Annotated in this window: 14 protein-coding genes and 1 pseudogene; 2 read left to right on the forward strand and 13 right to left on the reverse strand. The window is 56.2% G+C overall.

Going from position 1 to position 23652, the window contains the following annotated elements; genetic code table 11:
* Positions 1-115 precede the first annotated feature (115 nt).
* Positions 116-3694, forward strand: coding sequence for a proline dehydrogenase family protein (locus ABEA92_RS08875; protein WP_345683461.1), 3579 nt, complete (start codon positions 116-118; stop codon positions 3692-3694).
* A gap of 343 nt (positions 3695-4037) precedes the next feature.
* Here ABEA92_RS08875 and ABEA92_RS08880 read toward each other — a convergent pair whose 3' ends face one another.
* The 11 genes and pseudogenes from ABEA92_RS08880 to ABEA92_RS08930 all read right to left on the reverse strand — a co-directional run bounded on the left by ABEA92_RS08880 (position 4038) and on the right by ABEA92_RS08930 (position 17089).
* Entirely contained in the window at positions 4038-5576 is a 1539-nt protein-coding gene (locus ABEA92_RS08880; protein WP_345683462.1) for a cytochrome P450, read from the reverse strand.
* 314 nt (positions 5577-5890) lie between these two features.
* Positions 5891-6112, reverse strand: coding sequence for a hypothetical protein (locus ABEA92_RS08885; RefSeq protein ID WP_345683463.1), 222 nt, complete (start codon positions 6110-6112; stop codon positions 5891-5893).
* Between the two features lie 20 nt (positions 6113-6132).
* A complete protein-coding gene (locus ABEA92_RS08890; protein WP_345683464.1) occupies positions 6133-7572 on the reverse strand; it encodes a hypothetical protein in 1440 nt (479 codons plus the stop codon).
* Between the two features lie 646 nt (positions 7573-8218).
* A pseudogene (locus ABEA92_RS08895) lies at positions 8219-8438 on the reverse strand (hypothetical protein); the annotation flags it as partial.
* Between the two features lie 9 nt (positions 8439-8447).
* On the reverse strand, positions 8448-9005 hold the full coding sequence (locus ABEA92_RS08900; protein WP_345683465.1) for an NYN domain-containing protein: 558 nt from the start codon (positions 9003-9005) through the stop codon (positions 8448-8450).
* Between the two features lie 91 nt (positions 9006-9096).
* Positions 9097-10017, reverse strand: coding sequence for an FHA domain-containing protein (locus ABEA92_RS08905; protein WP_345683466.1), 921 nt, complete (start codon positions 10015-10017; stop codon positions 9097-9099).
* 65 nt (positions 10018-10082) lie between these two features.
* Positions 10083-11573 carry a serine/threonine-protein kinase gene (locus ABEA92_RS08910; protein ID WP_345683467.1) on the reverse strand — a complete coding sequence of 497 codons (1491 nt, stop codon included), beginning with the start codon at positions 11571-11573 and terminating at the stop codon, positions 10083-10085.
* Between the two features lie 285 nt (positions 11574-11858).
* A complete protein-coding gene (truA, locus tag ABEA92_RS08915) occupies positions 11859-12641 on the reverse strand; it encodes a tRNA pseudouridine(38-40) synthase TruA (RefSeq protein ID WP_345683468.1) in 783 nt (260 codons plus the stop codon).
* The gene (locus tag ABEA92_RS08920; protein ID WP_345683469.1) at positions 12641-13660 is read right to left on the reverse strand and encodes an aspartate-semialdehyde dehydrogenase; all 1020 of its coding nucleotides are present in this window, start codon (positions 13658-13660) and stop codon (positions 12641-12643) included. The genes truA and ABEA92_RS08920 overlap by 1 nt, the downstream gene beginning before the upstream one ends.
* A gap of 437 nt (positions 13661-14097) precedes the next feature.
* Complete coding sequence (locus ABEA92_RS08925; RefSeq protein ID WP_345683470.1) at positions 14098-15324, reverse strand: formylglycine-generating enzyme family protein; 1227 nt, start codon at positions 15322-15324, stop codon at positions 14098-14100.
* A gap of 391 nt (positions 15325-15715) precedes the next feature.
* A complete protein-coding gene (locus ABEA92_RS08930) occupies positions 15716-17089 on the reverse strand; it encodes a S1C family serine protease (RefSeq protein ID WP_425572415.1) in 1374 nt (457 codons plus the stop codon).
* A 644-nt stretch (positions 17090-17733) separates the two neighbouring features.
* On the opposite strand from ABEA92_RS08930, the gene ABEA92_RS08935 reads away from it, so the two are divergent.
* On the forward strand, positions 17734-19842 hold the full coding sequence (locus ABEA92_RS08935) for a glucuronate isomerase (RefSeq protein WP_345683472.1): 2109 nt from the start codon (positions 17734-17736) through the stop codon (positions 19840-19842).
* Positions 19843-20361: 519 nt separating this feature from the next.
* Here the strand turns inward: ABEA92_RS08935 and ABEA92_RS08940 are convergent.
* Both ABEA92_RS08940 and flhB read right to left on the reverse strand, forming a co-directional pair.
* Positions 20362-21933 (reverse strand): 2-isopropylmalate synthase, encoded by a 1572-nt coding sequence (locus ABEA92_RS08940; RefSeq protein ID WP_345683473.1) that lies wholly within the window; start codon positions 21931-21933, stop codon positions 20362-20364.
* 624 nt (positions 21934-22557) lie between these two features.
* Complete coding sequence (gene flhB, locus ABEA92_RS08945; RefSeq protein ID WP_345683474.1) at positions 22558-23640, reverse strand: flagellar biosynthesis protein FlhB; 1083 nt, start codon at positions 23638-23640, stop codon at positions 22558-22560.
* Between the last annotated feature and the right edge of the window lie 12 nt (positions 23641-23652).

Genomic DNA, 23652 nt, shown 5'->3' on the forward strand with positions numbered 1-23652 from the left:
AAAAAACGAAAGTCCACTTTTCGTAGGCGGATTTCGATAAAATCGCGATTAATCGCTAATTTCGGGGGCGATCGTTGCAATCTCGCGATCCCGATCTCTTTAAGGATGCAAATCAATGGTTCAGGCTTTGGGGCAAGATTTATCGACCGATGCGGAACGTGCCGTCTCGCTCGCCGCCGAATTGCTCGAAGAGGCGAGCAAACTACAGACACCCCAAGAACGGCGTCAGCAAGCCGAATTGGATCGCATGATCGGACACGCCGAGGACAAGGCGACGCTGGTCGAAATGACCGACCAAGCCTTTCGCACGCACTCGCCCGCCCGGGTGGCGGACCAATTGACTCATCTGTTGGACGTGCAAGGGATTCCGCGTTTTTTCAGCCCCGTCGAGCAGGCGATGCTGAAGGGGTTCCAGTCGTTTGGCGAGTACCTGCCCGGCGTCGCGGTGCCGTTGGTGAAAGAAAAAATGCGGCGTGAGACCGCCAATGTGATTTTGCCGGCGGAACCGAAATTGTTGGGCGAGCATCTTCGCAATCGCCAAACGCATGGCATGCACATGAACGTCAACCTGCTCGGCGAGGCGATCTTGGGCGAACAGGAGGCTCGTCGGCGAGTGGATCAGTGTTACAACGCGCTGCGGATGAACGATCTGAAATGTCTGTCGGTCAAGATCTCGACATTGTATAGCCAGATCTCGCCGATCGCGCGGCGACACTCGATCGACAAAGTGGCGGATCGGCTCGAGGCCCTCTACCGGATCGCGCTCAGCAAGGCGGACCCACAGACGAAGCAAAGTAAATTCGTTTACTTGGACATGGAAGAGTATCGCGACCTGTATTTGACCGCGGACATCTTGTGTAACGCACTGGATCGCGAGGCGATGCTGAATGTGTCTGCGGGAATCGCACTGCAAGCTTACATTCCCGATTCGTTCGACGTGATGATGCGGTTAATCGATTGGTCACGCCGTCGCGTTGCAAGCGGCGGACAACCGCTGACGATTCGCTTGGTCAAAGGCGCTAATCTGGAAATGGAGCGTGTTGACGCGTCGATTCAAGGTTGGCCCCAGGCGCCGTATCGATCCAAAGTGGAAACCGATGCGAACTACAAATCGATGCTGCGTGTGTTGATTGATGCTGCGGCCGAAGGGGTGATCCGCGTTGGCGTTGCCTCACACAACCTGTTCGATGTTGCACTCGCGCTTCTTTGGTCGGATGATTGCAATGCGACCGAGAACGTGCAGTTTGAAATGCTCGAAGGGATGGCGAACCATCAGCGTCGGGCGATCTCCGAACGCGACAAAAAAATGGTGCTCTATGCACCTGCATGTTTCCAAGACAGTTTCATCAATGCGATCAGTTATTTAATTCGTCGATTGGACGAGAACACGGGGCCCGAAAACTTCCTGCGGCATACCTATCGGCTAAAACCCGACAGCAAGGAATTTGCGATGCTTGCTCAGGGGTTCAGAGACTCGTTGGCGATGATCGACACCGTGTCTCATACGCCCCGTCGAACCCAAGATCGACGGGTGCGACCGCAGCAACCACCGGTGGCCGAGCACTGGACCAAGTTCGTCAACGAACCGGATACCGATTGGTCGCTGCCTCACAACGCACAATGGATTGAATCGGTGCTGGGCAAATGGAAAGATCGCTGCGACACGCTCGACACCGGCAGTGGCGAGACGCGTGAATCGACCGATCCGTCGCGTCCAGCAGTGGTGGTGTGTCGCTATTCGGAAGCCACGTTGGCGGACGTCGAGGCGGCAGTCGAGACGGCTACGGCGGCTCAGGCCGATTGGAGAGGAACCAGCGTCCGGCATCGTCATGACTTACTGCGAAGCGTGGCTCAGATCCTACGTGAGCGACGTGGTGATTTGATTGCGACGATGGTTGCCGACGGCGGGAAAACCGTGCTCGAGGCCGACCCCGAAGTCAGTGAAGCGATCGACTTTTGCGAGTTCTATCCGTTGACCGTCGATCATTGGCATCGTCAATCCGGAATCAAACTCGAGCCCCGCGGTAACGTGGCGGTGGTCACGCCATGGAATTTTCCCTTGGCGATTCCCTGCGGCGGGATCGCCGCGGCGCTAGCGGCTGGAAATTGTGTGCTGCTAAAACCCGCCTCCGAAACCGTGCTGGTCGCCTGGCATTTGTGCCAAGCGTTCTGGGATGCCGGCGTTCCTAAGGACGTGTTGCAGTTCTTGCCGTGCGCGGGACGTGTTGCCGAAGCAGGACTGGTCAAGAACCCGCAGATTGAAACGGTCATTTTGACTGGCGGCACCTCGACGGCAAAACGCATGCTTTCGGTGCGAAGTGATCTGCATCTGTTAGCGGAAACGGGTGGCAAAAACGCCACGATCGTCACATCGATGGCTGATCGTGACTTGGCGGTCAAGCATGTCGTGCAGTCTGCGTTTGGACACAGCGGGCAAAAATGTAGTGCCACATCGCTGTTGTTACTTGAAAACGATGTGTTTGAAGACAAAACGTTCCGCGAGATGTTGGCCGACGCCGTCTCGAGCATCCGAGTGGGATCCAGTTGGGATTTGTCGACAAAGATGGGGCCGTTGATCAAACCGCCTCAAGCCGAGTTGAACCAAGGGCTGAAATCGCTTGACGATGATGAGTCATGGTTGGTGATTCCCGAGCACATTGTCGACAACCCGAATCTGTATCGTCCCGGCGTCAAGTGGAATATTCGTCCAGGAAGCTTTACGCATCTGACCGAGCTGTTCGGACCAGTGCTCGGCGTGATGCGGTTCTCGCGGTTGGAAGAGGCGATCGAGATCGTGCGTTCGACGGGCTACGGATTGACCAGCGGATTGGAAAGCTTGGATGATCGCGAGATCGCGTTGTGGCGTGATTCGGTTCACGCTGGCAACCTGTACATCAACCGTCCGACAACCGGAGCGATCGTGTTGCGGCAACCCTTTGGCGGTGTCGGCTTGAGTGCCTATGGGCCGGGCGTCAAAGCAGGCGGTCCGCACTACGTGTTGCCGCTGATGCGAGTGACCGACGGAAAGCCAGCGGAGACGCGGGAACCTCGCGAGACGTTCGATTCGGATGAACTGGACCGCTTGAGTTCGTTGTTGGAATGGGCCGAAGATGAAGCGGTGATCGACGAACGGGCAGCAGCTCGAATTCAAGCGGCGACCGCCACGCAGCGAGTGGCGGTCGAAAATGAGTTTTCCGGCGAGCACGACACGTTTCGTTTGATCGGACAAGACAATATTCGCCGCTACCGATCGACGCAAGCAATGAATCTTCGCTTCGCTCCGGCCGATTCGATTTCAGATATTTGGATTTCGTTGTCGGCGGCGATTGCGGTTAGAACGCAAGTGACCTTATCGATCGATCCCGCGTTGTCCGATGCGGTCAAAGATCTATTAGAGAAGGTCGCCGACGAATTCCCTGGCTTGGTGCATCCGATCGAAGAATCGGAATCCGAGTTGGTCGAGCGGATTACGGCGGGCGAAGTCGGTCGGCTGCGGCTGCTCGGTTCGACGAAGGCAAGTGAAGTCGATGCGGCGTGTGCAGAGTCTTTCGTAACCGTGATTCGCGAGCCGGTGGTTGTCGAAGCCGCAGTGGAATGTTTGCGATACCTCGACGAGCAATCGATCTCGCACGACTACCACCGCTACGGCAACCCCGGCCGCCGCGCCGGCGAAAAACGAGCCGAGGTGCTTTAGGTCTGGATGCTAGATGTTTGGGCGTGTTGTGGCATGCGATTGCACTCGCGGTCTGTCACCTCTCCACCAACGAAGTTGGGGGAGAGGTCGAACGGAGCCTTCAGCGACGTTCGGGTGAGGGGGCGACCGAGCAAGTCGCTAGCGGCGTTACCGTCGCGTCCACCTGAGATGTTCGCCAGTTGCGCGGTCACCCCCTCACCCGAGCAACGCCTTGGGGGCGTGCTCGACCTCTCCCCCGACTTCGTCTGGGGCGAGGTGACTACGGAAATAGTCGGAATAAGAGTCAGTCAATCAATCCGACGGCAACGTCAAATGATAGATGCCCAGTTTTTGCGTTACGGCATCACCGCAGCGACATTTGCACCCGCGTTCCGTCGGCGGGTTTGGTCGAGACGCCGGCACGGACGGGGGTCACGTCGTTGTTCGCCTGGAACTGAAACGTTTTCACAAACGCACCGACGACGAGAGAAACTTCCAGTTCGCCGAGATGTTTTCCTGGACAGACTCTTGGGCCGTGGCCGAAACCAAAGTGCAGGATGTCTTTGGTCGCACAGCCCGATGCGGCTAGGTGCTGCCACCGTTCAGGGGCGAATTCGTTCGCTCGATATCCGCTCGCTTGAACACCCCAGTGGTCTTCGTGTCGATTCGCATGCCACACATCTAACAGGATGTGCGTGCCGTTGGGAATAAAGAGGGTTCGTCCATCGGCGGTGTTCACCCAGGTGTCAGCGGTGGCGCGGCGAGGCAAGAAGTACAGCGAGGGAGTCAGTCGCAACGTCTCATTCAGCACGTCGCGAAGGTAGGTGGCACTGGCCAACGTCTCAGGCGTATAGACATCAATCTCCTTCACTTCCTGGAACACTTTCTCTTGTGCCGCTGGGTTGCGGGCCAGATGTGAGATCGCCCACGTTGCATACGACGTGGTCGCTTCGAGAGCCCCGGCTAAAAAGACTTTCAAGTTGCTGATGAGCTTGGCGTCGGGGGCATCGGACTTGAATTGTTTCCACAAGGCCTTGTTCTCGGAGCGTGGGGCTAGAACGCATTGGGTCAACTCTTCAAACGCCGCGTCATCCTGCTTCGCCTGGGCGATTCGCTTTGTCACCCCCGGCAACTTCCGCCACGGGATTCCCAATTTGTTGCGAACCGTGTCGCTGACGATATGGTCGATCACCCGTTCCAGCGCCGGCACGTAGCGATTGCATAGCTCGTCATAGGAGATTTCGGCGCCAAAAAAGTTATTGGTCAACATCTCCAACATCACGACCTTGATCTCGGGTTCCAACCGGATGTCGATTGATTCCTGATCATGGCTGGCGAGGTGCTCTCGCAGCACCTCGATTCGCTGCTGGACTGTCGTCCGAAACGTCTCGGCAAACTCGCCAAATTGTTCGGGTTGATACAAGGTGGTCTTGCCAAATGGGCACGCGGCAATCTTGCGTTGCTTTTTCCACTCGGCGCCATTGGCAAACAGCAGCGTATCTTTGCCGGTCGCTCGCGCGATTCCGATCGATGGCATCGTATCGCGATCGAATTGCCCAGGGCGATCCCCCGTCGCCGTCGCGATCGCCCGAATGATTCCGGGGTCACGGGTGACCAACACCGGAGCGAAGCCGGGAACGTCTAAGTAGCGGTTGTGTCGTCCTGGGCCTGGTTCGTCATCGGCGGCATGAAAGTAGGTTTCCAGGATGCGGATGGGATCATGGAAATTCCAGCGATGCGGAAACGGCAGCGATGGTCGATCGGATCCAGGATGAAATAGACGCACCCGAGATGGCAGGCAATCGCCGTCAAAAGGATTGATGGCGAACAACTGCTTTGGCAGTCGAGCCGCATGCCAGAAAACTGGGAGTGCATCGGATAGGAATCGAGTGAGTTTCGGCATATTCAGAAATTCCTATCGGGGCAAACTGCCCATGCTCGATGCCGTTGGTTTGACGACGATGGAAAAAGAAGGGGCGAAGGTCCGAATGGCTTGCTTTATCAACAGACTTCACTCTCTGGCACAAATCAAGATCCGTCCCGATTCCATCGCTTTGCGGCTGAAGCTTCTTCAAATGCCGGATCTTCAGAACAGACGCCTGTCGTTGGTAAGTCCAGTTCGAAGTTGCGAGCCGATTCATAATCGCCCGCAAGCTTTGCGACGACTAATCGGACTTGCTCAAAACCTGTCGCCATCAGGATCGTCGGTGCTCACCCCTAGCTTTTCATTTCCGCCAGATAAAACCCGCTTTTAAGATGTCGGAGCACCTCAGCGCAGTGTGGCGGCAGCAGGACTACCAAATCGATTTGCGAATGAAACGCTGGATCATCCGCGAAATACTCCATGCTGAAGTCATCGATGTCCTGATAGATTTGCTCGATCGGTTTGTGGTTGGTTGCCGAGCGGAAGTATTCGTCAGGATAGCGTCCTTTTGGCATGGGGGTGGGGGCCGATCACGTTATTGTTTCTCGTCGCCGGCGCTTGCAAACTCAAGCTGCAGGTCGGATTCGAGTTGTTTGCATTCTTCGCGGGTCCAGAACCGGTAGTCGCCGAATTCGTGGACGGCTGACAGTTCGTTCTCAAACAACGCCTTGATCGGTTCGCGTAGCGGCGCGTCAACGGACATCTCCTTGTATTTGTCCGCCAAGTATCGCCGGCCCGTGGCGTTTTGCATCAGGAGATTCAGCGGGCGGCGAATTTGGTCCGCATCTCCCTTGATTCCCGCAAACCAACGCTGCATCAAATCGGACGGGATGTGGTCGAACTGTTCCATCAAGATCAAGGTCTCGACACAGTTCATCCGGTCAGTCATGTGCTTGGAAGTCTTGATGTGCTTTGCGACTGCCTCGACGTGCCGTGGCGCGGTCTCCATTCGCCACCGCGCGAGGATCGCGGCGGAATCGAGATCACTGAGCTTTCCGCCCACTTGCGTTTCCCCTAAAAACGCAAAGCTCTTGTCGTTCGGAGCCAAACCTAGATCCGCGTAGGCACAGAACAAAGAATGCGACAAGGACAACTCGCCACTACTCGATTCTAGGTCGCCCATCACGAGAGACAATAAGTCGGTTATGGTGGCGGGATGGCGATCGGGTCGCCATAAGGCTTGTTCAAGCATTGTGCCTCGAACAAACGGGTCTAAAAACAAAGAGGTTTCGTCGGTTAGGACAAGATCAAACTTGTTGCGGATTAATTGCATGAACTGAAAGAGTGCTTTTTCTCGTTCATGCGCCTGTTCTGCCGAAAGCGTTTTTGCACTTGTTTCGTTGGTGCTTGCCACGGTGCGATACACCAGTTCGCTATAAGTATCAGCCCAAGCTTTGAATTGATTGTCCAAGAAAAGCTGGCGACAGGTTTCTTTTGTCAAGCTCTTTGCGTTTTCCTGATCAGGATCAAAGTCCTTGTCGGGATGCTGCACCCGAGCATACTGAACCCCCGAGCCATTGATGTTTGTGTACCACTGAAATGCAACGTGGTTTTTAAGAGCGAGACATGAACGCACGGGATATCCGAAAAAATTCGATTCTGCTGGCATGCGATTGGTAATAACCAATCCGCCAGCATCGCAGATAATTAGCTCCCGCATCAAAGAGCGATCTAATTTCGACTGTGCGTTGGTGCTGCCCGTGATGACTTTCGGCAGTGGTAGGCTGTAATCGGTAATTTCTTCAGGACGGCCCTTTTTTGCCCAATACCAATGTCCCACGATGACGTCTTGTCGTTTAAATTCGAAGGCCACAGGAATTGCTGCCATCGCTGGGTTGTTCATGTCGGTTGCATGTCCGAATGCAACGCAGCTTTTTGGATTTTGATTCTTGTCAACAGACAATACAAATGCGTCGTCGTTGATCCAGTCGACAAACGTGGTGTGTAGGTCGACTTTACCGTCGGCAACGCTCAATGTCGAAAGTGTATATCCACCACTTCGGTTGCTGTCGGGTGACAGTGTCGGAATCGAATGAAACGGAGACGTGTCTTGCGCACTCGCAAGTGAACACGTGAGAATGACGGTGGATAACAGGCTATGCAGAGCCCGACGAGCATTTGTTATTGTAATCACAATTGAGTGCGTCCTAGCTTACTGTTATCGATGTTCTTGAACGAGAATGACATCGCCGTAAACGACTAGCGACGGAGGCGTGTCGTTCCATTCCAACAATTCCGACGGGACCGCGTCCGCATCATGCAGGTCCGCCGCCAGCATCGTTCGCGGCCGAAGACTCTGAATGCTAAGTCGTCTCAGGACACGTCGGGTGGGTGTGCCGTTGCATTAAGCATTCGGCGAGACGCATTTGCCAAGTTCTTGCTAAGCTCATTGACAGACCTTCGTAATTGATTTGCGGCGAATTTCCCTAGAGCAGTTGAGGATAAAAAGTGTGCCAGTTTGTTTTCGCATGTCAAGGTGTTTTTGCTTTGGCTTTTCAAAAGCTCTCGCGTGCACCACATCTGTAACTCGCTGTTATACAAATTCTCCGTGCCATCAACTTGTGGGGCAAGTTGTCTCACCTGTGTTGGAGCAGAGGGCGGATTTAAACTGCTTCCACAGTGCCTTGTTCGTCATCGGCGGCATGAAAGTAGGTTTCCAGGATGCGGATGGGATCATGGAAATTCCAGCGATGGTCGATCGGATCCAGGATGAAATAGACGCACCCGAGATGGCAGGCAATCGCCGTCAAAGGGATTGATGGCGAACAACTGCTTTGGCAGTCGAGCGATTCGCCGGAACGCTGTACGGCAGCCGCCTACCACTGGAGTGAATTTCGTCATCGCTGCAATTTACTCCTCGAAGCCGAATTCGCGCATCCAGTGCTCGACTTCGTCGCTTGATACTTTGCCTTTGGGTTTGCCACTGCGGCTATGACTGCCGCCCTGCCCTGCCCCATCGGAAATCTCGATCGCCAAGTGTGGGTGATCCTCGAGCAGATCGTCCAGCCAGGCGTCGGCATCAAATGGCGTCGCCCCGCGGCGCTTGGCTGCGTCTTGCAGCCGATGGTCTGACGACACCACCGCAAGTTGTTTGGGAGCGGAATGTTCGCTGATCAGCCGCTCGATCAAATCGTCGGCTTCGGGGTCATCGACGGCAAAGCGGATGTCGATGCCAGAGACCTCATACCGGCTGATGGCATTTTCCGGTGGACAGCGAGCGTCAAATACGACGCAGGTGCGATTGCGGACAAATTCGGGCAAATGATCGCACAGTCGAGCGATGAGCCGTTTGCGTTCGGCTTCGAGCCAGCGGTGTTGATGCGAGCTGCCGCGCGTAAAGCCAACACGTCCCGGCGCCGCAACGGGCCCAATGACGTTGTAACCATCCACCAGCAGTAAAAGTGACATCGATCGAACTTTGTCGCGAAGAAGCTCCTTCATCTAGAGCACGGTCCGCTCGCAGCAAGCGGTAACACCGCATTGTCGCACGTTCGAGTCGCTATTCAATCCCTTTGACAATTTTCACCGGCGGGCCGGATTGGAAGCGATAAACCGAATAGGAAAACAGCCCGATCACCGCGATCGAAATCAGGATCGCCCCAACCAATTTTAATGACTCGAAGTCACTGGGCAGCGAAATCGATGGCAACCGCAGCGGTGGTCGTGATTTCTTGGGTTTCCGATTGTGCGATCGCGATGAATCTGCTTTGACCTTTTTCGTTTTCTCTAATTTGGGTGCAGCGGACGTCGATTCGCTCGAACTGGGTTCGGACGTAGACTCGTCGTCGGCGTGATCGAGCGTGTCGGCGGTTGTCGATGGTTCGTCCGTCAACGTGTCGCCTTCGCTCAAATTGCCGAGTTCAGTCACGTTACCGGCGTTGAGGGACGAGTCATCCGACTTCAATTCCGAGATCGCTCGGATTGCTTTGTAGCGTTGTTCGCGATCCGAGTCGTCAGCCGAATAGAGCATGTCGGCAACATCGCATTCCTGCCATGCCTCGCCTTGCAACATCGATTCGGCGGGCCATGGCTGGGATGAGTCTGGTTCGGCATCAGCGGCGTCGGCGATCGCTGGGACAAATTCGTCTTGTTCCACTGATTCCACGTTGGCGTGGGTTCTGGTTTTGATGCAGACATCAAATACGACTTTACCGCATCGCAGTTGGTCCCCGTCGTTCAATTCGATCCAGCGGTTTGGGACAATCTTTTCCCCGTTGATGCAGGTGCCGCTGCTGCTATCGAGGTCCAGCGCCAATAGCTGTGTCTCGGTATGGTGAAGGATGCAGTGGCGTCGGCTGACCGACCGGCTCTTGGGGCGAATTTGACATTCGCCATGTCGTCCGATCATGTAGTATCCGAGTTGGATCGAGGCGGTGATGCCAGCATGACTTCCCGTTGCGAGAATCAGTTGAGCGATCATCGACGGCGATGTCTCTTTTGGTACTAGAAGGGGCATAATGCTATGACTTCGTCTCGTTCTCTGATTTAGTTAACGACAATGACGTGACCGCCTTTTCCATCTTCCAGACTTTTGATTCGAGGCGGCGGTGTGTCTTGAGGCCGCATGATCGTGTAGGCGGTCATCCCCATGACAAGAATCAGCGCGGCGATGGCCACGGTTAGCCCGATGCCGAGCAGCAGCATTTGGTTCGAATCGCCCGATCGTGGATTGGTGTCGTTCGACTTGGGCTTTGTCAAGTTTGATGGATTGGCGGTCGACACCGCTGCGGGCTTGGGCGAGCTGCCAGAGATGCCGAGATCGACCGGCGGCAAGCTGTCAAAGTCGATTTCGGTGACTTCGGTTGCAATCGGCACCGCGCCGTCGGAAGACAATGACGAATCGTCGATGGTGGCTTGATAAAACGATTCATCCATTACCTTTTCGCCTGCCGGCGCGATCTGGCCCAATTTCTTCGCTGCTGCGGTTTCGCTTCCCAAGATGCCGCTGAGCCGTTCGAACTGAACCAGCAATTCCGCAGCCGACTTTGGGCGGTCCTCTGGACGTTTGGCCATCATTCGCATCACTAGCTCTGCGACCGCGGTGGGGCAATCCGGCTGAATCAAGCGAACATCCGGTGGTGCGGCGGTTTGATGTTTTGCCAACCGCTGCGCAATGGTGCTGCCTGAAAACGGAGCTTGCCCCGTCAACAAGTAATACAGCGTGCAGCCGAGCGAGTAGATGTCGGCGCGAGCATCGACGCTCTTGCTGTTGATCGCTTGTTCGGGAGCCACAAAGTCGGCGGTCCCCAGCAAACGATTGTTAGTGGATTGTTCATCAATTCCCATCCAACTGACGCGGGCAAGCCCCATGTCGCTGACTTTGACCACGCCATCGCTGCGGAGCATCAGGTTCGATGGTTTGATGTCGCGGTGGATAACGCCGCGGTCGTGTGCGTGCGCCAATCCGCAAGTCGCTTGACGGATCGCGTCAAGCGCCAGCGGTACCGACATCACGCCGTCACGGCGGACGGCATGTTGCAAGTCGATGCCGTCGATGTATTCCATTACGATGTAAAGCTTGCCGCCCGCTTCGGCAAAATCATAGGCGCGGACAATGTTCGGGTGATCCAGTTGTGCCGACGCGCGAGCTTCCTCGCGAAATCGGTCCGCGCGACGTTTGTCGGCGACCGATTCGGGCGGCATGATCTTCAGCGCCATCAATCGCTTCATCACGTGATGTTCGCCAAGATAAACCACGCCCATGCCGCCTTTTCCAAGCGGACGCAGTAACCGATAGCTACCTAGATAGAATCCTTTGCTCTTGCCTGCCAATAACTTGTTGGCTTGCCAATGCGTCAGCAGTCCCGCGCCAATCAGTCCTTCGGCAAGACGTTTTGCGGTGATCGCAGGATCGTCGGCTTGGAGCGATACGACCACTTTTTTGATGTCGTTGATGTCCACCAGTCCGGCCGACAAACAGCGTTGAACGAAAGAGCGTGTGGGCTCGTCGAGAATGGGCTGAGACGGAGCAGTCATGGGCTGGTTCCTGTTCAACTCAACGTTTTCTACGTTCACTTGTTCTAGTACGGGGCACGCCGGTGCGCTTTGGGAATTCATGGCTTTGGGAATCCATTGAGGGTTGCCAGATTGTGACAACCAGTGAATAGGTCTCCGGTAGACTCGAGACGACATGGACGTAGTCTAGCCATCGACAAGACACGAGGCACAGGTGAATCGTTCTGGCAGACGCCAGAGTACCAGTTCAATACGACCTGAGTGTGAAGATCGTGTGAATGGCGAATGTGCGTTTAGTGAATGCGTTCAAGCGAACGGCAAGTAGTCGACGCGTTTTAGAAACAACGCTTGCGGCGGAGCGGTGGGGCCGGCGGCATCGCGATTGGCCGCTTCGATCACATTGTCGATGTGCTGGGGGGGATACTTGCCCTTGCCCACCTCGATCAACGTGCCCACGATGTTGCGAACCATGTTGTACAGAAAGCCATCGGCTTCGATTTCAATCGAAAACAACGTGCCGCCAGGATTCATGGAAGGTTCACGGATAATTTCGCAAACCTTTACATGCCGGGTGGTGGTTTTGCGTGGGCTGCCGACCGCTTGAAAACTGGCGAAGTCATGTTTGCCCACAAACCGAGCGGCGGCTTCGGTGACGGCATCCAGATCGATGCCGTGATACAGATGCCAGCGATAGCGATAGTCGAACACGTTCCGCTGGCCTCCGATTTGCAATTGATAGCGGTATCGTTTGCCAATCGCATCGCGAATTGCGTGGAAGTCATCGGGCGCGTCGACGGCGTCGGTGACCACGATGGTCGGTGGCAGGTTGACGTTCATCGCGTTGAGCAAATCGGTCGCGCTGGCACGCCAATTCGCGGTTCGCAAGCTGGCGACCTGAGCCAACGCATGCACTCCGGCATCGGTGCGTCCGCTGCCGGTGACATGGACGCGTTGGCGTGTCAATTTGACGAGCGCACGTTCAAGCATGCCTTGGATCGTCGGCTTTTGCGGTTGAATTTGCCAACCGGAATAGTCGGTTCCATCGTAGGCAATGGTCAATTTGAACGTGCGATCGACCAAGGCAGCCACTACGCCGTTTTCGTGGCCGATCGTTTGATCATCAATTCGGCAATCTGGACCGCGTTGGTTGCAGCACCTTTGCGAAGGTTGTCGCTGACACACCAAAACGTGATGCCGTTGCCACCGCTGATGTCTTTGCGGATCCGGCCAATGAACACGTCGTCTTTGCCATTGCAATCGCGAGGCATTGGATACTTGCTGCTCTGCAGATCGTCGACGATCGTGATCCCTTCGGCTTGACGGAACAATTCTTTGGCTTCTTCGAGCGTCAAAGGAGATTCGGTTTCGACAAGGATCGATTCGCTGTGCCCGGTGGAAACGGGGACACGCACACATGTGGGGCAAACCTGGATGCCCTCGTCGCCGAGAATCTTGCGTGTCTCGTAAACCATCTTCATCTCTTCGCTCGTATAGCCTTCGTGCTTCTCCGAGCCAATCTGTGGAATCAGGTTAAAACCAATCGGGTGCTGGAACGTTTTCGGTGGATGCGTTTGACCCACCAACGCACTGCGGACGCTGTCGTTGAGTTCTTCGTTGCCTGCCAACCCCGCTCCGCTGGTCGCTTGGTACGTGCTAACAACGACGCGGCGAACGCGAGCCGCCCGATGCAGCGGCGCCAGTGCCACCACCATCTGCGTGGTGCTGCAGTTGGGGCTAGCGATGATGCCTTGATGATTGTCGACCGCTTCGGGATTGACCTCGGGAACCACCAAAGGAACCTTGGGGTCCATTCGCCAATAACCGCTTTCGTCCACCACGACGGCTCCCGCTTTGACTGCCCATGGCGCAAATTCGGCCGAGACTTCATCGGGAGTGCTGGCGATGACAAGATCAATGTTGTTGAACGCCGAAGGTTCCAGCAATTCCACCTTCAGTGTTTCTCCGCGGAAACGCACTTCCTTGCCAACGGATCGCTCCGACGCAAGCAGTTTTAGCCGCTTGAATGGCAGTTCACGCTCGGCAAGTTGTTCAAGGACAATCCGGCCAACCGCACCGGTGGCGCCAACGAGAGCAAGTGTTTCGTACACGGAAATCAGTTCTCAGTAGAGGGTGATAGGAGAGAGGGTTAGGAACATGAGGGTGGGACGAATCACGTGATCCGCCGATGACAAAGCCCGCAGGCGACAAGAGCGAGAAAGGAAACGCTGCGATACGCGGTTCCGCCCTGCCCCAATCGACGCCCTACGGCTCAATGCCATACAGCTCAACGCGGTACAGCATCCCAGCCGACCCAGCGAACACAGCGTCCCTATCCACACAGCGATTCTGGCGAACATGGCACCGTCGCCCGCTAACGACCGCAGCACACAAGCACCCAAGGCTCGTGTGCTGCAATGGCGTTTAGACCGGGTGATTCGTCGTATTGTGATCGGTCGACAGGATTTTGGGTATGACCTGAGCGACTTTTATCCACACGTTTTGTCAGCCGCAGCTGCCACAGCGATACGACACGCAATCGCCCGGTTTATTGATTCTCTTTCATCGCTTTGATGACTTCGGGAAGCTTTTCGTCGACCAAACCGTAGCCGCCGCGACCTTCCATCACTCGCGATTCGACGTCCAATTGGACTTCGCCCGAGGTGGAATCCCAGAACTTGGCAATCGTTTCTTTGTCCAGCGGTTTGTAGGATCGGAACAGACGGAAACCGATGCCTCGCGACGGATAGTCGGTCAACCACCATGGGCTCTTCGGGAAATTGGGATCCGAATCCTTCCATTCGACGTCATCCGACGCCAAACGAGCGGCGCTGCGAAGTTCTTCGGGGTCCATTTCCCAGCTGCCACCACGGACAACACATGGCGACGAGGTTTCGGGCCATTTCACCACTTCGGTGGCGTTGATCGGTGCTTTGTCGGCAAACGATTCGTAGCCGTCCTCGGTGTACTGATTGACGGTCCACTCGGCCACATTGCCGTGCATGTCGTGCAGTCCGAAGGGATTCGGTTTCTTGGTTCCGACGGCCTCTTGGCCCTCGTCGGCGTTGTCGTAATACCACGCGTAATCGTCGATGTCGTCGGCGGAATCACCCCAGCTGAACGCGGTCGCTTTGCCACCGCGAGCGGCGTATTCCCATTCGGCTTCGGTGGGCAATCGGTATTGCTCGCCGGTAATGCGGCTGAGCCATTTGGTGAACTGCTGAGCCGCGTACTGGGTCATCGTGACGGCCGCTTGCTCAGGACGCTCGCCATATTCGTAGGTAAAGCTCGGTTCGTAAAGCTGCGTCGGTGCGGTGATCGCATCGGCTTTGTTCGATTCGTCGACCGGGCGAATCCCTTCACGCTCGAATTCCTTGAACACGTTGTACAGCGACATGAATTCTTTGTACTGAGCCCAATTGATCTCGGTTTTGGCCACCCACATCGGGTCGACGTTGACTTTGATCTGAGGACCCTCGGCTTCGCCACGATCCTCTTCGTCCTCGGGGCTGCCCAACAGGAACGATCCACCGGGGACGGGGATCATGTCGATCGTCAGATCCGTACCCGGGATCGTCATGGTGTAGGGGACCATGTATCCCTCATCCACTTTGACCGCAGGGCCTTCACTTGGCTTTTCTTTTGCGATTCCAACGACCGAGGCGTTTTTCTCGTTATCCGGAGCGTCTGCCAAGGCGGCGGCCCCGAGAAACGTGAGCGAAAAAGCCAAGCAAAGCGAGCTGGTTTTGACGAATTGAGTCGGTAGGTATTTCATACAGAAGTGTGATGGGTGTGGCGAAAACGACGGGTTTTTCTTGTCAACAGTTTGACTAAGCCCATACTAGCCATCGAACTCAATAGTGCAATCACGGGAATGCACGAGAATTCGCGGTAATGGGCATCACCAATGGGGCGGAAAGGACCATAGCCGCAGGGCGACGGTATCGCACGACCTGAGGGGGCCATTCCCGCATTGCAATCAAATCGGTCAGGGGGGCCGGGGGATGGTTTCATCGCTGGGTGAATTGCAATGGCCAGCGATGGCTTGTAACGCAGCGGGTAATGCCCACGGTTCAGCCGCTCACGCCTGTGAGCCGCTCGCTGCTAATGCCACCCAAGGCGGCCAAAATCGCGTTGACTCGACGCTAAATCGCGGGGCTTTCGCGTTAAAACGGTTCGAAATCAGGGCGACTGCCCAGTCGGACGGGGACGATTTGTTTTTTATTCTCGCGATAGATTTCCACGTTGACGACGGTGTCAGCCATCGAATCGCCAATGATTCGCATCAAATGTCCGCGGTCGGTGACCGGTTTGTTGTTCACGCGGAGGATCAAATCGCCTTTGCGTAAACCTGCTACCGCTGCCGGCGATTCTTCGTCGGCCAACCCCGAAATCATCGCGCCGCGGACTCGAGCGTCGTCACCGATCAATTCATGGTCGGCTACATCGGCCAAACCGACCCCCAGCCAGCCTCGTTCGACGCGGCCGGATGCCTTCAGTCGCTCGTAAATCTGATGGACCACATTGCTGGGGATCGAGAAGCTGACTCCTTGATAGGTGTCACCGACAATCGCCGTGTTGATCCCGATCAGCGTTCCGCGGGCGTCCACCAGCGGGCCACCGCTGTTGCCAGGATTGACCGCGACATCGCTTTGCATGAAGTCTTGATACTGGGTGCTAGCACGGACCAAGCGATGTTTGCCACTGAGGATGCCGAAGGTGACCGTGCGGTCGAGTCCGAAGGGGCTGCCGACGGCCCACACCGGTGAACCCACGCGGCAGCGGTCGCTGTCTCCCCACTGGATCGGCATCAGTTTGTCGGCGTTGACTTTCAAGACGGCCAAGTCGGTAAGCGGATCAGCCCCGACCACCACCGCTGCGGTGCGTCGGCCATCGCTGAGCGTCACCATCACATCCTCGCCATCGGCGATCACGTGACGATTGGTGACAATGTAGCCTTCCTTGTCCACGATCACGCCGCTGCCTTGGTCGGACGTCGTCAAGGCATCGGAACGGCGGAAACTTGCCGCCGACGCAATCGCTTCGACCGGCCGACGTTTGACTTCGATGTGCACCACGCTGGGGCCGACCGCGGCGGTCACCATCTGATACGCCTCGCTGAGCGTGTCCAGCGACACGTTTTTCAGCCCCTCGGTGCCTTGGTCATACTCGGCTCGCAATGCCCCTCGGTGCCATGAGTAACGGATCTCTTCGACAATTTGCGGGACAGCGAAACGCGCGGCCGCCAACATCAACGCCATCGTCGCCAACAGCATCAAGCTCTGCAGGATCGGATCGGGATGCCGTAGCGATTTGCGATCGGCTTGCTTCGCATCGGCCGGCTTTGCGGTGTCGGCCAGCTTCGTAGATTCAGTCGGCTTCAGCGTGCCGGTTTGGTTCAGGGGGCCAGTTTGATTGAGGGTGGCAGTTTGATTGAGGGTACTGGTTGCTTCGGAATCAATCGGGCAAATCGCTGTCTCGTTCGCGGCTTCGTTGTCGTCTGCGGTCTTTAGCGTCGACGGCACTTTCATTCTCAGCATCGTCACTTCGACCGGAGGATGCGCCCCATCGAAACGCGGATTTCCGCTTGGTAACGGAGGCGCCGCAGGCGTCGCGGCCTCGGTACCCGACCGCTCCGTCAGCGAAGAACAGCGTTGCGGCGAGGTGTTGGAGGAAGTTTCGCTGGAGGAATTCGGAGGCCGCGATGGCACTGGATCAATAGGAAGCATGAGTGAACGGACTCCGATTGCACCGAGAACGTGCCGTTCATCGCTCATGCAGATGGACGGCTTGGATTGCGGTCCTATTGTAAAGCAGTGTCCAGCCAATCGCGAAATGATTTTTTGGTGCGGCGAGGGTGATTTTGCAGAACAAACGCAGATTCGCCTCCCTAATCTGGGCGGTATTGCGGATCGTTCCGCTTTGTCGGAATTTGCGGGTTTAGTCCGACGGGGGGCAAAGTCGGCCAGATCGCCGCGGCGATGCGAACAGCGATTGCCGAATCGCTGCCGAATATGGCTTGAACAAGCGAGCAGTTCGCTGTCGAGTCGGAGGCAATTTGTGGGCGGGGGGTGATCTGCCGGATTGTGCAATAAGGGTCAAGACGAAATGCCTCGAAACAATGTATGCTAGGGCACATCATTGACCCCCTGTTCATTCGCATTCCCGCCGGCGCCCCAGAGTTATGTCGCATCCAGCCCGAGACTCGATTTATCAAGCCATCGCCTCGATCCGGTTGATCGATCCGCATACCCACATCAACCCCCATGCCCCCGCCTCGCGAACACTCGCCGATCTGCTGGGCTACCACTACTACACCGAACTTGCGCATTCTTCGGGGATGCCCAAGCATGAAATCGAAGAGCCAGGGATTTCGCCCCACGAACTGGTCCGCCGCTTGGTTCACAACCTCGGTCCGATCGAAAACACGTCCCAGTACCGATGGTTGGTCGAGATTTGTAAAAAGTTTTTTGGATTCGAGTCTGATCGCATCGACACCTCGAACTGGGAATCGGTTTACGACACCGCCGAACGCTCGATGGCTTCGGCGCAGTGGTCGCAATCGGTGCTGGATCAAAGCAATGTCGAAGCGGTTTTCTTGACCAATGATTTCGACGACGCGCTCAGCGGGTTTGACACGAACACCTACATCCCATGTCTGCGAACCGATGACTTGGTGTTCAAATTGCATCAACGTGAAGTCCGCGAGCGACTTGAACGCTGCAGCGGCGTGACGCTGAATGGTTCACTTGGCAGTCTGCGAAGTGCGATTCGCCAGCGGTTCGAACACTTCACGCAAAACGGAGCGCGCGCATGTGCGATTTCGCTGCCGCCTTGGTTCGAACCGACGATGGTCAACGAAGGCCGCGCGACCAACGCGTTGGGCGCGGTGCTGCGTCATGGTGAATCGGTCGATGCCGCCCATCTTGCCGCGTTGTCGCGAGCGGTGTTTTGGATGCTCGCCGAACTGTGTGACGAATTCAAATTGCCCTTTGATTTGATGATCGGAGTCAATCGCGGCGTCTATGCCGAAGGTGTTTTCCAGGGCCAAGACCTTTACGATTCGCGTGTCTCGTTGATCCAGTACCGTGAACTGTTCAACACGTTCCCGGAGGTCAAGTTTCCTGTTTCGGTGCTTGCCAGTGTGACCAACCAGGAATTGGTCAGCTATGCATGGATCTTTCCTAACGTGATCACCAACGGACATTGGTGGTACAGCAACACGCCATCGTTCATCCACCGCGATGCTGCGGGCCGCCTCGAAGCGGTGCCGCAAACCAAACAAATCGGCTACTACAGCGATGCGTACAAGTTGGAATTCGTATGGCCCAAGTTTGATATGTATCGCAACATTTTGGCCAATATCCTTGCCGAACACTTTGTTGGCTTTAATGGCTGGAGCGAAGAGCAAGCGATCGAGTTGGGGTACAAAGTGCTGCGGGGCAACGTCGAGGAAATTTTCCCAAGTCGAACCGGGGATGCCGCCGCCGAAGCATCGTCCGAAGTCACCCCCGAATCGACGCCGCAGCCTGGCGACGATCTGGGGGCGATCGGAGTCGCCGATGCTGCGGTTGCCGCGTCGTCAGCCGCCTTGGCCGGCGAAGCGATCGGATTGGTCCAGGTCGATTCGGAACCGATCTCCTTGGACGACGAATCCGATTCGCCGCAAGCCGAACTCGATGCTTCTGACACCAGCGGCATGGACGAATTAGACACGATCGAATTGGACGATTTGAGTGAGGAGGCTGACGAGCTAGATCCTCTGCCCAGCGAAGATGAACTCGGGGCGGTTGACATCGAGGATGTCGAATTGGTCGATCGATCTTCGGAGCGACAAGCGGTTGATTCCGAGGCGATTGATACCGAAGCCGATCCCGAGCCGCTGGACGTCGGTGATTTATTCGCCGACGATGATGCCGACGCGAGCCAGGCAGCGGCGGCGGGCGATTCCGCGGACCCCTACGCCACGGTCGCCGACGATTCGTTGTTGGGGGGTGATGATTTCAGCATCGATTCGCCGGACGAGTCGGCTGTGATCAACCCGTTGCGAGGTGAAGAGTCGTTTTCGCTCGACGAGGACTCGTTACGCGTGCAGCCAGATCCGTTGACAGGGGAATTGACCTTTCCGGCGCCCACGGGCGCCGAAGGCGAAGACACATCGTCCGAGCAAACCGTCGCCGATGACGACACCCTCGATCAGCTTGGGATTGGGTTCGTCGAAGAGGATGACGAGGAACAAGTGCGGTTTGAGGCAACTTCAGAGATCGAAGATCCCGAAGAACCAAAACGATAAGCCCCGCCGTTCGACTAAGAACGGCACCTCTTCGGCAATGAGTTCCGCTTCGCGTCCGTCCAAGGTTTCGGTAAACCGTAATCGGACTCAGTTCGTGGGTTGCACGACGCAGGTAGTAACCAATGAACAACCCATATAAATCGCCCGCGACCGAGGCCGGATTGTCTGCGGATAGAACACGTCCGCGGACGATCTATCACTTGACGTCGATGGTCGCTGGATTGGCATGGTTAACTGCCATCTGCTACGCAATCAAGGTCTTTCAGGATACCGGCGCTTCGCTTGCCCCACCCTTCTACGCTAGTGCAGTGCAAGGATCCGTCTTGATGTCACTGATTGTTTGGTCCGCCTTCGTCCGAACCTGGCGCGGTGACTCTCGGCGACTGTGCCTTGCTTTTACGCTTGCACTGATTGGGATTCAGGCCGCAGCTATCTTTGCAATGAGGCAGTGAATCGCACTCGCGGTTGACAAGACGTCAAGCCGCGAGGTCGTCCGCTACATCGGTCGTTTCGCCAATCTTATTTCTGTTTGGCGATGATCCGGTTGATCGCGTTCAGCATCGCCAGGATCGTGCTTTCCACACTATCGGTGCTGGCCCCGACACCACGATAGCTCTTGCCTTTGTGCTCGACTTCGAGGTTGACTTCGCCGATCGCGTCGCGGCCCAGTGTGGCACTGCGAACTCGGAAATCTTTGCACACCAATTCGATGCCGGTGATCTTTTCCACCGCCCAAAACGCCGCGTCGATTGGACCGTCGCCCTGTTCGACTTCCTCGGTAATCTCGCGGTCGCCATGTTGCAAGGTGACACGGACAAGGGGCGTTCGGCCTGTCCCGCTGGTGACTTCGTAATCGACCAGTGTCCATTCTTGTTCCACGCTGCCGCTGATCTGTTGTTGGATCAACGCGACAATATCGCCGTCGTAAATGTCCTTCTTTTTGTCGGCAAGTCGTTTGAACTGATCAAACACCGTTTGCAGTTGTTCGCTGGTCAACGTGTAACCGAGCGTTTTGGCGCGGTCGGCCAATGCCGCACGCCCGCTGTGTTTGCCCAGCACCAAATCGGTTTTGGCCACTCCGACGTCATCAGGCGACATGATCTCGTAGGTGCTGCGTTCTTTGAGCATCCCGTCTTGATGGATTCCCGATTCGTGAGCGAACGCATTGCGACCGACGATGGCCTTGTTGCGTTGCACTTGGATTCCGGTCATCTTGCTGACCAATCGGCTGACGGGCACTAATCGCTTGGTATCGATGCGGGTATCACATTGATAGAAGTCACGCCGCGTTTTCAGCGCCATCACGACTTCTTCGAGTGCCGCGTTGCCGGCGCGTTCGCCAATCCCGTTGATCGTACATTCGATCTGCCCTGCCCCGGCTTCGACTGCTGCCAAACTGTTGGCGACGGCCATCCCAAGGTCATCATGGCAATGCGTGCTCAACACCGCTTTGTCCATGTTGGGCACACGTTCACGCAACATGCGAAAGACGTTAAAGATTTCTTTGGGGTTGGTGTAGCCAACCGTGTCGGGCACGTTGATGGTGGTCGCACCCGCATCGATCGCCGCTTCGACGACTCGGCACAGAAAGTCATGCTCGGTGCGACAGGCGTCTTCGGGCGAAAATTCGACGTCATCACAGTAGTTTGCGGCGCGACGCACGCCGGCAACGGCACGCTCGACGATTTCGTCGGTGGTCATTCGCAGTTTGAATTCGCGGTGAATCGCACTGGTGGCAAGGAACACGTGGATCCGTGCTTGCGGAGCGTACTTGACCGCTTCCCAGGCCGCATCGATGTCCTTGTCGTTACAACGAGCCAAGCCACAGATGGTGGAACCGCGAACGGTTTGCGCGATCTGTTTGACCGCTTCGAAATCGCCTGGCGATGCGATCGGAAAGCCAGCTTCGATGATGTCCACGCCCAGATCGGCCAGCGCCTGAGCGACTTCGAGTTTTTCGACCAGATTCATACTGGCCCCTGGTGATTGTTCGCCATCACGCAGCGTCGTATCGAAAATACGGATCATGCGTGAATCGGACGAATTCGAGGGGGTCTCGGCCGCTTCATTGCCCTCAGGGGACTGTGACATCGCAGTGGTTCCTATTGGAATAAGTGGTCAGCTAGTGAAAACAATAAAAAAACCCGGGTCGCTTGGCGACTCGGGTCTCATGTGTTTTTGAATTTGCCACTCAAAAAGTGGCTAAACAAATCCTCATCACCCGCCGCCGGAGCGTCGCAGCAGTAGCAGCGATAGGAGAATCAGATTGTTGTTCATGGCAGTATCATACTTACAGATGCCGACCCGCGTCAACGGTTCGCGTTTTTTGCCCGGATAATTCGAAAAATGGGGACTTGGAACTCACCTTTAGAAGTCAATTAGCGGAAGCCGTTAACGGCTTGTTGATTAAGTGAAGTTTCCTGCGGCAAGGGGGTGTATGATGGACTTCCGAGTCCGTCAATGGTGTTTTCGACGGACTAGGAAGTCCGTCGTACGACAGATCAACAGCCCGTCAACGGCTTTCGTTGCATTTGCCAAACGAGCCGAAATTCTTGGCGACTTGTTGATTTAATCGAAATGCAAATCGCAACAGTGAGCCGTGGGCCGTAAGGCACCGGGTAGCGCGCGGGACCCGGCCGCTGACGCGTCGCGGCTCAGTAGATCAACAAGCCGTTGGCGAGTTCCGCTACCCTAAAATGAAGCGGTGATGAGGCACTAGGCCGCGGTCGCCTTCGGAATCTTCTTGCCTTGCAATTGGTAGACGTAGCGAAGCACTTCGGCGACCGCTTGGTATTGATCGGCCGGAATCGATTCGCCGACATCGACCGTCTTGTACAGCACTTGGGCGAGCGGTTTTCGCTCGACCACCGGGATGCTGTTTTCCAACGCCAACCGGCGGATCCGCTGCGCGATCACCCCGGCTCCCTTGGCCAACACGATCGGCGCCGGCATCGTGGTCGGATCGTACTGGATCGCGATCGCCAATTCGGTTGGGTTGGTGACGACGACGTCGGCCTTGGGGACTTCGCTGCCCACCCGCTGCATCATCATCTGACGCTGGACTTGCCGTCGCCGCGCGGCGACTTGCGGGTCGCCCTCGGTTTCTTTCATCTCGTCACGCATCTCTTGGTCGGTCATCATCAACTCTTGTTCGTTCTTCCATTTCTGAAAGGCGTACTCGAGAATCGCGAGCACGAATAACGCGCCGCCAACCCACACGCAGGTTCCAATCAAGGCATCAAATAGCACGGTGGCAATCTGTGGAACCGTCAGCGCGGCGAGTCCGAGGATCGAGTCTTGATATTTGCGGACGGCGTAGTAAGCGACCACGCTGATGATCAGGACTTTGAATGTGCCAAATCCGATTTTGGCGACGCCCTGCATCGATAGAATGCGTTTGGCCCCGGACAGCGGGCTGATGTTGCTCAGTTTCGGGGTGATCTTTTCCGGTGCAAGCAATAGCCCCGTCTGCATCACGTTGGCAAGGACGCCGGCGACTAGCATGGCTAACATCATCGGCGTCGCGGCGATCGCCAAACGGCCTCCGGTCGTCAATAGCCAATGGGAGGCATCTTCGGTTCCAAACGGCGTGATCCGAGGCGTCGACAGTGATTCGGCAAGCGCTGTGGCAAGGGTTTCTGCCGCAGGTCCGCCCAGCATCCACAGGGCACCAAGTGCAGCCAGCAGCAAGGCGGCGGAGGTCAGGTCTTGGCTGCGAACCACTTGGCCTTGTTCGCGTGCCTGCCTTCGCCGCTTCTCAGTTGCTGAATGCTTCTTGTCACCACTGCTGTCAGCCATGTTCGGTCGCGA

Origin of the sequence: Novipirellula caenicola (genome assembly GCF_039545035.1) — a bacterium.
Classification (GTDB): domain Bacteria; phylum Planctomycetota; class Planctomycetia; order Pirellulales; family Pirellulaceae; genus Novipirellula; species Novipirellula caenicola.